Here is a 9,942-nt window from a genome sequence, read left to right as displayed (position 1 = left end):
CTCTACGCCCCGGCCAGCACACCCCGTACGAACGCGTTGGTGAACTTCCCCCGGGGATCCAGGTCCTGCGTCAGTGCCCGGAAGTCGCCCAGTCTCGGATACAGCCCGGGCAGGGCCGAGGCGGGCACCGTGGAGACCTTCCCCCAGTGCGGCCGGGCCCCGAAGGGAGCCAGTGCCGTCTCGACCAGCCGCACCACCGGCAGGACCGCATCCGTGTCCTCGACCCACGTGAAGTGCGCCGCGACGGTGTCGCGCCCGTAGGAGGGGCTCAGCCACTGGTCGTCACCGGCGACCGTGCGCACCTCGCAGGTCTGCAGAACCGGGGCCACGGTCTCCCGGATCGCGTCGAGCGCGTGCAGCATCTCCACGGCGTGCCCGCGCGGGAGCAGGTACTCCGACTGCAGTTCCGCCCCGCTGCTCGGGACGAACTCCGCCCGGAAGTGCGGCAGCCGCTGGTGCCACGGCCCCGGCACACCGAACTGCTCGGTGCAGTTGACCGCGGGCATGCCGGGCACCGGATGCATCTTCTCCGTGGCGGGAGCGGCCCAGGGGAAGGCGGGCAGCGGCTGGTCGGTGCGCCGCTTGAGCCACACCTGCCGGAAGCCCGGCTCCCGCCAGTCGGTGAACAGGCTGACGCTGTACCCCGTCGCCATCACCGTCTCGAACACACCGGAGTCCAGGTCCTCCGACGGCAGTTCGGTGAACACGTGCTGCTCGACCTCGTAGGCCGGCTCCAGGTCCAGGGTGAGCGCGGTGACGACCCCGAGTGCGCCGAGTGACGTGACGGTGCCGCCGAACCGCTCCTCGTCCCGGCCTATGGTCACCGCCGAGCCGTCGGCCGTGACCAGCTCCACCTCGCGCACGGACACCGAGAGCGGCCCGTTGAGCACCCCCGAGCCGTGGGTGCCGGTCGCGACCGACCCGGCCACCGAGATGTGCGGCAGGGACGCCATGTTGTGCAGCGCGAGGCCCTGCCCGTCCACCCGGCGGGCCAGTTCCGCGTAGCGCACACCGCCGCCGACCCGGACCGTCCGGGCCGCCGTGTCGACATCCACCTCCGGGGGCAGGCCGGCCAGCGACAGCAGGACGCCCTCGGGGCCCGGCTCGGCGATCTCGTTGAACGAGTGCCCGCTGCCCAGCACCCGCACCCGGTCGCTGCCCCCGACGAGCGCGCGCAACTCGGCGAGCGAGCCGGGCCGGTGCAGTTCCTTGGCCGCGTAGGTGATGTTGCCCGCCCAGTTGGTCACGGTCTCGTTCATCCACGTCGTCCTTCCCCGAGGCAGCGGGGACCGGGAAGCCCCCGCCGGAACCTACCCCGGCCCGCCGTCCATTGCCGTCGCCGCCCGGCTCCGCCTACCGTGGGGCATCGTAGAGAGCGGTTTCTATCGCATCCGCTTCTCGTGTCCCCGAGCCGGAAGGTCACCTCCTTGAGCCAGCGCCCCCAGGCACTGTTCGCCATGACCCCCGAGAACGTGCCGCAGGTCTTCCCGCCCGAGGTGCTGGCCCGGCTGCGCACGTCCGTGGACATCGAACCGGGCCTCGTGGCCCAGGACTTCACCGACAAACGCGTCCTCGGCGCGCTGGCCCGGGCCGAGATCCTCGTGACCGGCTGGGGGTGCCCCCGGCTGGACGAGGCGGTGCTCGACGCCGCTCCCCGGCTGCGTGCGGTGCTGCACTCGGCCGGATCCGTGAAGTCCTTCGCCACGGTCGCCCTCAGGGAGCGCGGCATCGCCGTCTCCTCGGCGGCCGTCGCCAACGCGCTGCCGGTCGCCGAGTACACCCTCGCCATGATCCTGCTCGCCGGGAAGGACGTCCTCGCCGCCCGCGACCGGATGCGCACCGCCCGCGTCTCCGCCGGCTGGGGCGTCATCCCCGGCATCGGCAACTACGGCCGCCGGGTCGGCGTCATCGGCGCCTCCCGCACAGGCCGCCGCGTCCTCGAACTGCTCCGCCCCTTCGACCTGCGGCCCGTCCTCAGCGACCCGTACGTCGACGAACGGCAGGCCGCAGCGCTCGGCGCCCCCCTGCTGCCCCTGGACGAGCTGCTGCGCACGTCCGACATCGTCACCGTCCACGCCCCCGAGACGCCCGAGACCCACCGCATGATCGGCCGCCGTGAGCTGGCCCTGATGCCCGACGGGGCGGTGCTGATCAACACCGCGCGCGGCGCGCTGGTCGACCACGACGCCCTCGTGGCGGAGCTGCGCACGGGGCGCCTGACCGCGATCCTCGACGTCACCGACCCGGAGCCGCTCCCCGCCGACTCGCCCCTCTACGACCTGCCCGGTGCCTTCGTCACCCCGCACCTCGCGGGCTCCCAGGGCAACGAGCTGGCCCGGCTCGGCCTGACGGTCGCCCAGGAGGCGGAACGGCTGCTGGCCGGGGAGGAACCGGCGTACACGGTCGACTGGGCGGCGCTGGAACGCGAAGCCTGACCCACGGCACCCGCCAGACCGCCATGAACGGGGCATTCCGTCGGCTCAGGGGGACCCGGTACCGGCCGCGTACACCGGTGGGCATACCGTGAGGAGTCGTACGTCCGAACCGGGAGGAGCAACGGGATGGGCAGCCGTACCGCGCTGGTCGAGGATCTGATGGAGCGGTTCCCGCACGTGCCGCGGGAGGCCGTCTTCAAGGAGGACCTGCTCCGCGGCGGCGTCGCCTTCGACCCGTCCGCGCTCAGCGACAACGAGAGCGGAGAGGTCAAGCCGAAGTCGTACTTCATCTTCTCCTTCGACCACGGGACCCTGCCCGAGCTGGGCGAGGCCGCGCTGCGCCGCCCGCCGGAGGAGATCATCCTCACCGGCGGCCCGTACGACCTGCGCCGCACCGTCGTCTCGGTGCGGGTGAACCCGGCCTCGCCCTACCGTGTCGCGGCGAACGAGGACGGCGTGCTCGGCCTCTACCTCGACGGCAAGCGGATCTCCGACGTCGGCGTGCCGCCGATGCCCGAGTACTACCGGCACACCCTCGCCAGCGGGAAGTCGGTCATGGAGGTCGCCCCGACCATCCAGTGGGGCTACCTGATCTACCTGACCGTCTTCCGGGTCTGCCAGTACTTCGGCGCCAAGGAGGAGTGCCAGTACTGCGACATCAACCACAACTGGCGCCAGCACAAGGCGGCCGGGCGGCCGTACACGGGCGTGAAGGACGTCGACGAGGTCCTGGAAGCGCTGGACATCATCAACCGGTACGACACCGCGAAGGTGTCGACCGCGTACACGCTCACCGGCGGTGCCATCACCTCGAAGCTGCAGGGCCGTGACGAGGCCGACTTCTACGGCATGTACGCCAAGGCCATCGAGGAGCACTTCCCGGGCCGCTGGATCGGCAAGGTCGTCGCGCAGGCGCTGCCCAAGGACGACGTGCAGCGCTTCAAGGACTACGGCGTGCAGATCTACCACCCCAACTACGAGGTGTGGGACCGCCGCCTGTTCGAGCTGTACTGCCCGGGCAAGGAGCGTTACGTCGGCCGCGACGAGTGGCACAAGCGCATCCTCGACTCGGCCGAGGTCTTCGGCGCCCGCAACGTCATCCCCAACTTCGTGGCCGGCGTGGAGATGGCGGCGCCCTCCGGGTTCACGACCGTCGACGAGGCCATCGCGTCCACCACCGAGGGCCTGCGCTTCTTCATGTCGCACGGCATCACGCCCCGCTTCACCACCTGGTGCCCGGAGCCCACGACGCCGCTCGGCAAGGCCAACCCGCAGGGCGCGCCGCTGGAGTACCACATCCGCCTGCTCCAGGCCTACCGGCAGACCATGGAGGATTTCGGCCTCTCCTCGCCCCCCGGCTACGGCCCGCCCGGCGCCGGCAACGCGGTCTTCTCGGTCAGTTCCTTCATGGACAGCCTCCCGGCCGACGAACCCACCGCCGTTTGATAACACTTCGATGACATCGCCCCTTCCGGCGGCGCGACATCGAGTCGCTGGGCGGCCGTACCCGTATGACACTCCGAGGCCGGAGCCATGGGGGTATGGCCGTCCTGTCGTGATATCTGAACAGGGCGCTTGTCAGTTGTGTGGGAGGCGTGAAAAGCTCTTGCACCGCCGCGAGGTTCCCCCCAACTCCAATGCCGACGTGGTGAGTTGACCTCGCTTGTGAACGCAGGAGACTCATGCCCGACCTGCCGACCCCTCAGGACGCCTCCGAGGCCGCGCTGTTCTCCGAGTGCTGGGACGCGGTCCTCGCGTACGCGGACCTGTGCACGTCCGGTTCCACCGCTGCCGCACAGCTCGGGCGCGAGGCGTTCGCACACGGCATACGCGAGGCCCGCGCCGCGGAAACCGGCCAGGTCCGCGGCGCCCGGCGCCCGGCCCTGCTGCCCCGCATACCCCTGCTGCTGACCTCCGTCCGCACCACCGCCGCGGCCTGGGAGGAAGGCGGACAGGGCCACAAGCTCGACCCCGACCTGCGCCTGTGGCTCAACTCCGACAAGGCCGCCCGCTACACCGGCCCGCCCCTGCAGCGACCGCTCGCGCTGCGCGGCCTGCGCGACCTCCAGCAGGCGGACGCCGAACTGCTGTGGTTCACCGAGGTGGAGGCGCTGCCGCCGGCCCTGGTCGCCGGCCGCCTGGGCCTGGACCCGGCCGGCGCCGCGGAGGAACTCCATCAGGTGCGCACCCTGTTCCGGGACCGCTGCCACCGCAACCACCTCGACACGCCGATGGACGCCCGGTGTCGCAGCTACGCCCGGCTGCTGGACGCCGTCACCCGCTCCTCCGCCGCCGAGACCCCGGACGACCTCTCCCGGCACCTCGCCACCTGCGTGCAGTGCGCCGAGGCCGCCGCCTGCCTGCGCCTGCACGGCGGGTCCCTGCCCGGGGCGCTGGCCGGTGGCGTGATCGGCTGGGGCGGCCTCGCCTACCTGGAGCGCCGCCGCCGCGCCGCCGAGGTGCGGCTCGGCGTCGGCCGCCCCGGCTCCGCGGACAAGGCGGCCGGAGAACCGCGGGACGGGGAGCAGAAGGCGCGCGTCGCCCGCAACGGCCTCCTCGTCGCCGCGGTCCTGGTCTCCGTGCTGGCCCTCGGCGTCTCGCTGATGCCATTCGGCGGCGCCGGCGACGACCTCGGCGCACCCGGGGGCGTCGACCGCCAGCCGGTGGCCGACCCCGCGCCGCCCCTGCCGTCCGCCCCGTCCCTGCCGCCCGCGACCTCGAAGCCGGCCGACCAGACCACCCGGGGCACGAAGCAGCCCGGCAAGCCCGGCGCCTCGGAAGACAAGAACCGCCACACCCAACCCCAGGGCACCTCCTCGCCCACCGCCCGGACCGAACCCGGCGAGAGCGCGGACCCCGTCTGCCGGGTCGCGTACGACCTGGTCAACCAGTGGCCCGACGGTTTCCAGGCCACCGTCACCGTCACCAGCGCCGAATCCCTCGACTCCTGGCGCGTCGCCTGGTCCTTCCGGGACGGCCAGCGGGTCGGCCAGATCTGGGACGCTTCCGTCTCCCAGGACGGCTCCCGCGTCACCGCCACCGCCGCCGACTACAACAAGTCGGTCCCCGCGGGCGGCGACCTGGCCTTCGGCTTCATCTCCTCCTGGCGGGGCAAGAACTCACCGCCGTACGACTTCGAGCTGAACGGCCACGCCTGCGCGAAAAGCAGTTGACGCGCCTCCGCCGTGACGGGATAGCGTTACGGCGGTTCCGCACACACGGCGGTTCCACGAAGAGAAGCGACGAGCGTAGAGGAGGTGTCGACCGATGGCTGTCACTGCGACGAGCGCTGCCCGCATCCAGTTCATCACGTCCACCTCCGTGGCCGCCGGCTGATCCGACCGACTGTCGGGCCGGGGGCCGACCTTGGAAGGGTCACCCTTGTCTTCCTCCTCCGCTTCATCCGTTTCCACCGCGCTCACTCCCTACGGCTGGGACGAGGCCTGGGCCGAGGCGTTCGCCCCGTACGAGGCCGAAGGCCTCCTCCCCGGCCGGGTCGTGCGCGTCGACCGCGGGCAGTGCGACGTCGTCACCGCCGACGGGCTGCTGCGGGCCGACACCGCGTTCGTCACCCCGCACGACCCCCTGCGCGTCGTCTGCACCGGCGACTGGGTCGCCGTGGAACCCGGCGGGAACCCGCGCTACGTCCGCACCTGTCTGCCACGGCGCACCGCCTTCGTCCGCTCCACCTCCTCCCAGCGGTCCGAGGGGCAGATCCTCGCGGCCAACGTCGACCACGCCGTCATCGCGGTGTCCCTGGCCGTCGAGCTGGACCTCGGCCGCATCGAGCGCTTCCTCGCGCTCGCCTGGGAATCCGGGGCCCAGCCCGTCGTCGTCCTCACCAAGGCCGACCTCGTGCCCGACGCCGTGACCCGCTCGTACCTCGTCCAGGACGTGGAGACGGCCGCGCCCGGCGTGCCGGTCGTGCCCGTCAGCTCCGTCGAGGGGGGCGGGCTCGACGTGGTCGCCGCGCTCGTCGGCGGGGGGACGTCCGTGCTGCTCGGGCAGTCCGGCGCGGGCAAGTCCACCCTCGCCAACGCGCTGCTGGGCGAGGACGTCATGGTCGTCCAGGCCACCCGGGACGTCGACGGCAAGGGCCGCCACACCACGACCACGCGCAACCTGCTCGCCCTGCCCGGCGGCGGCGTCCTGATCGACACCCCGGGCCTGCGGGGCGTCGGCCTGTGGGACGCCGAGACCGGCGTTTCGCAGGTGTTCTCCGAGATCGCGGAGCTGGCCGAGCGCTGCCGCTTCCACGACTGCGCCCACGAGGCCGAGCCGGGATGCGCCGTGCTGGCCGCCATCGAGACCGGTGAGCTGGCGGAACGGCGGCTGCAGAGCTACCGCAAGCTCCAGCGGGAGAACCAGCGCATCGTCGCCAAGACCGATGCCCGCCTCCGGGCCGAGATCCGCAAGGACTGGAAGCGGAAGGGGGCGATCGGCAAGGCCGCGATGGAGGCGAAGCGGGGCCCGCACCGGCGTTCCTGACCTCTCCCGTCCCGCCCGCCGGGGCCTGGGCCCGATCGTGTCCCGCCCGCCTTGGGCTTCGGTCCGGTCGTGTCCCGCCCCGCGGGCCTCGGCCCGATCGTGTCCTGTCCGCCTCGGCCCCGGCTCGATCGCGTCCCGCGCGCCTTGGGCTTCGGGGCTTCGGTCCGATCGCGTCCGGCCCCGCGGTCTCCGTGCGATCGCGGTGTCCGATTTCCGCCAGCGGCCGCCCGGCCGACGGCGGAGACTGGACGGGTGATGGACCAGGCAACGGACGAAGACAGCAGGTACGAGGCCGTACGCGGCCGCGACGCCCGTTTCGACGGCGTGTTCTTCTTCGCCGTCGAGACGACCGGCATCTACTGCCGGCCGAGCTGCCCCGCGGTCACTCCGAAGCGGGCCAACGTACGGTTCTTCGCCACGGCCGCCGCCGCCCAGGGCTCGGGGTTCCGGGCCTGCCGGCGGTGCCGCCCGGACGCCGTGCCCGGCTCCGCCGAGTGGAACGTCCGCGCGGACGTGGTGGGCCGGGCCGTGCGGCTGATCGCCGACGGCGTGGTCGACCGGGAAGGCGTCGCCGGGCTCGCCGGACGCCTCGGCTACAGCGCACGGCAGGTGCAGCGGCAGCTCACCGCCGAACTCGGCGCCGGGCCCGTCGCCCTAGCCCGGGCCCAACGGGCCCACACCGCACGCGTCCTGGTGCAGACCACCGAGCTGCCGATCACCGAGATCGCGTTCGCGTCGGGCTTCGCCAGCGTGCGGCAGTTCAACGACACGATCCGGGCGGTGTACGCGTCGACCCCCAGCCGGCTGCGCGCCGCCGCGCCGAAGGCCGGCCGGGGCCGCCGCGCGGCCACCCCGAACGCCGGCATCCCGCTCCGGCTCGCCCACCGAGGCCCCTACCGGGCCGGACCCGTCTTCGACCTGCTGGCGCGCGAGGCCGTGCCCGGCATCGAGGAGGTGAGCGGCCCGCCCGGCACCCGCACCTACCGGCGTACCCTCCGCCTCCCGTACGGCACCGGCATCGTCGCCGTCGACGAACCCCCGGGCACCGCCCGGACCGGGTCCGGCGCCCACCCGGGCGGCTGGCTCGACGCCCGGCTGCACCTCACCGACCCGCGCGACCTCACCACCGCCGTCCAGCGGCTGCGGCGGCTGCTCGACCTCGACGCCGACCCCTACGCCGTCGACGAGCGCCTCGCTGCCGACCCGCGGCTCGCACCCCTGGTCCGCGCCCGGCCCGGACTGCGCTCACCGGGCACCGCCGACCCGCAGGAACTCGCGGTGCGGGCCCTGACCGGGCGCACGGAGGCGGAACGGCTCGTCCGCCGCTACGGCAAGATGCTCGACGCCCCCTGCGGCAGCCTCACCCACCTCTTCCCCGAGCCGGCCGTCCTCGCCGGGGCCGAGCCCGGCGGCACCCTCGGCGCGCTCACCGCCGCCCTCGCCGACCACGCCGTACGGCTCGACCCGGGCGCCGACCGGGACGACGCGCAGGAGGCCCTGGATGCCGTGCCCGGCCTGGACGCCCGTACGGTGGCCGAGATCCGTACCCGCGCCCTCGGCGACCCGGACGTGGCACCCCCCGGCCATGACGTCCCCGACCACTGGCGCCCCTGGCGCTCGTACGCCGTCAACCACCTGCGCGCAGCAGGGGAGTGGGAGTTCTGATGACGGACCCGACCTACTGGACGACTGTGACCGGCCCGCTCGGGCCGCTGCTCCTCACGGCCGCCCCGGCCGGCGAGCTGACCTCCCTGTCCGTGCCCGGCCAGAAGGGCGGACGCGAGGTGCGCGACGACTGGCGGCGGGACCCCGGGCCCTTCCGGGAGGCCGGGGAGCAGCTCGCCGCGTACTTCGCCGGGGAACTGAAGGAGTTCCGCCTGGCCTGGCGGACCGAGAGCACCGCCTTCCGGGAGAAGGTCTGGGCCGCGCTGGACGACATCCCCTACGGCTCGACAGCGACCTACGGCGAGATCGCCGCGCGCATCGGAGCGTCCCGTGCGGCCGTGCGGGCCGTCGGCGGTGCGATCGGCGCGAATCCGCTGCTGGTGGTCCGCCCGTGCCACCGGGTGATCGGAGCGGACGGCGCGCTGACCGGCTATGCGGGGGGCCTGGACCGCAAGGTGCGGCTGCTGACGCACGAGGGCGTGCTGCCCGCGTGAGGGCTCAGCCCCAGAGGACCGCGCCCGCCCAGGCCGCCGCGATCAGCTGGCAGGTGAACAGTTCGGCCAGGATGCCGGAGCCGCCCGCGCGCATGACCGTGCGCAGGGCGGCGACCGCGTCCGTGTGACGGCCGAGACGGGTCCGTTCGAAGAGGTAGACACCGGCCAGGAATCCCGGGATAGCGCCCAGGACGGGGATCAGCACGAATCCGAGCAGGGAACCGGCTCCGGCGCAGGCCAGCATGCGGAGGGTGGTGCCGTTCATCCGCAGCCGCCGGGGCGGCAACGCCCAGCGGACCCCCTGGGAGACGAGCAGCAGCACCGTGGCCCCGACCAGCACCCACCAGGCGACGGGCTGCGGATCCTTCAGCGCCCACCACATGACCGAGGCCCACACCAGCAACGATCCCGGCATGGCGGGCAGCAGCACTCCGCACAGCCCGAGCAGGATGACCAGCCCGACCAGCAGGAGGTCCCACACTCCCATCTGACCAGCCTGCCGGAACACGCGGAAACGCGCAGGTCAGAAGCGTGTCCGTGGCCCAGACCCGCAGGTCAGCCGCCCGCCGCCCGCCGGCCCGGATTTTCGTATGACCGTTCTACGGATCACTCGACGTGCCGTTCACCGTCCCGCGACGGGCCGGTTTTTTCCACAAGCCCCGTTTTCATCCGGCTCGTGCGGTGGACAATCAGGGCATGAGTCAGCAGGGGGGAAGGCCCACCGGCCACGAGGACGACTGGTGGAGGGAGTTGTACGACGACTCCACCGACGACACGGGCCCCACACCGGCACGCGATTCCCTGGACGACCGGTTCGCGTCGGCGTCGGGAGCGGTGGGAGGAGGGGCGGAGGAGCGGAC

At 73.1% G+C, this 9,942-nt stretch carries 8 protein-coding genes and 1 pseudogene; 7 read left to right on the top strand and 2 right to left on the bottom strand.

Features of this window, described 5'->3' with window-relative positions; translation table 11 throughout:
• Positions 1 to 2: 2 nt before the first annotated feature.
• Positions 3 to 1,259 (bottom strand): D-arabinono-1,4-lactone oxidase, encoded by a 1,257-nt coding sequence (locus tag C1J00_RS30630; protein ID WP_102912240.1) that lies wholly within the window; start codon positions 1,257 to 1,259, stop codon positions 3 to 5.
• A 168-nt stretch (positions 1,260 to 1,427) separates the two neighbouring features.
• Between C1J00_RS30630 and C1J00_RS30625 the strand changes: the two genes are divergently transcribed.
• The 6 genes from C1J00_RS30625 (at position 1,428) to C1J00_RS30600 (ending at position 9,082) form a co-directional block, all read left to right on the top strand.
• Positions 1,428 to 2,435 (top strand): hydroxyacid dehydrogenase, encoded by a 1,008-nt coding sequence (locus tag C1J00_RS30625; RefSeq protein ID WP_102912239.1) that lies wholly within the window; start codon positions 1,428 to 1,430, stop codon positions 2,433 to 2,435.
• 126 nt (positions 2,436 to 2,561) lie between these two features.
• Positions 2,562 to 3,881: a radical SAM protein gene (locus C1J00_RS30620; protein WP_102912238.1), complete on the top strand. Its 1,320-nt coding sequence runs from the start codon at positions 2,562 to 2,564 to the stop codon at positions 3,879 to 3,881.
• A 236-nt stretch (positions 3,882 to 4,117) separates the two neighbouring features.
• Entirely contained in the window at positions 4,118 to 5,608 is a 1,491-nt protein-coding gene (locus tag C1J00_RS30615; protein ID WP_102912237.1) for a cellulose-binding domain-containing protein, read from the top strand.
• Positions 5,609 to 5,816: 208 nt separating this feature from the next.
• Positions 5,817 to 6,923, top strand: coding sequence for a ribosome small subunit-dependent GTPase A (rsgA, locus tag C1J00_RS30610; protein ID WP_102912236.1), 1,107 nt, complete (start codon positions 5,817 to 5,819; stop codon positions 6,921 to 6,923).
• Between the two features lie 255 nt (positions 6,924 to 7,178).
• Entirely contained in the window at positions 7,179 to 8,588 is a 1,410-nt protein-coding gene (locus C1J00_RS30605; RefSeq protein ID WP_102912235.1) for a DNA-3-methyladenine glycosylase 2 family protein, read from the top strand.
• Positions 8,588 to 9,082, top strand: coding sequence for a methylated-DNA--[protein]-cysteine S-methyltransferase (locus C1J00_RS30600; protein WP_102912234.1), 495 nt, complete (start codon positions 8,588 to 8,590; stop codon positions 9,080 to 9,082). The genes C1J00_RS30605 and C1J00_RS30600 overlap by 1 nt, the downstream gene beginning before the upstream one ends.
• A gap of 4 nt (positions 9,083 to 9,086) precedes the next feature.
• On the opposite strand, the gene C1J00_RS30595 is transcribed toward C1J00_RS30600, so the two are convergent.
• Positions 9,087 to 9,569, bottom strand: coding sequence for a DUF456 domain-containing protein (locus C1J00_RS30595; protein WP_102912241.1), 483 nt, complete (start codon positions 9,567 to 9,569; stop codon positions 9,087 to 9,089).
• Positions 9,570 to 9,778: 209 nt separating this feature from the next.
• On the opposite strand from C1J00_RS30595, the pseudogene C1J00_RS47175 reads away from it, so the two are divergent.
• Positions 9,779 to 9,942: pseudogene (locus C1J00_RS47175) on the top strand (protein phosphatase 2C domain-containing protein); the annotation flags it as partial.

Origin of the sequence: Streptomyces cahuitamycinicus, assembly GCF_002891435.1 — a bacterium.
Lineage (GTDB): Bacteria > Actinomycetota > Actinomycetes > Streptomycetales > Streptomycetaceae > Streptomyces > Streptomyces cahuitamycinicus.
This window is presented reverse-complemented; position numbering and strand designations above follow the sequence as displayed.

What these genes read in the sequence shown, in the direction of transcription:
- C1J00_RS30630 (WP_102912240.1), bottom strand. Translation starts at nt 1,259, where the DNA reads ATGAACGAGACCGTGACCAACTGGGCGGGCAACATCACCTACGCGGCC.
- C1J00_RS30620 (WP_102912238.1), top strand. Translation starts at nt 2,562, where the DNA reads ATGGGCAGCCGTACCGCGCTGGTCGAGGATCTGATGGAGCGGTTCCCG.
- C1J00_RS30615 (WP_102912237.1), top strand. Translation starts at nt 4,118, where the DNA reads ATGCCCGACCTGCCGACCCCTCAGGACGCCTCCGAGGCCGCGCTGTTC.
- C1J00_RS30605 (WP_102912235.1), top strand. Translation starts at nt 7,179, where the DNA reads ATGGACCAGGCAACGGACGAAGACAGCAGGTACGAGGCCGTACGCGGC.
- C1J00_RS30600 (WP_102912234.1), top strand. Translation starts at nt 8,588, where the DNA reads ATGACGGACCCGACCTACTGGACGACTGTGACCGGCCCGCTCGGGCCG.
- C1J00_RS30595 (WP_102912241.1), bottom strand. Translation starts at nt 9,569, where the DNA reads ATGGGAGTGTGGGACCTCCTGCTGGTCGGGCTGGTCATCCTGCTCGGG.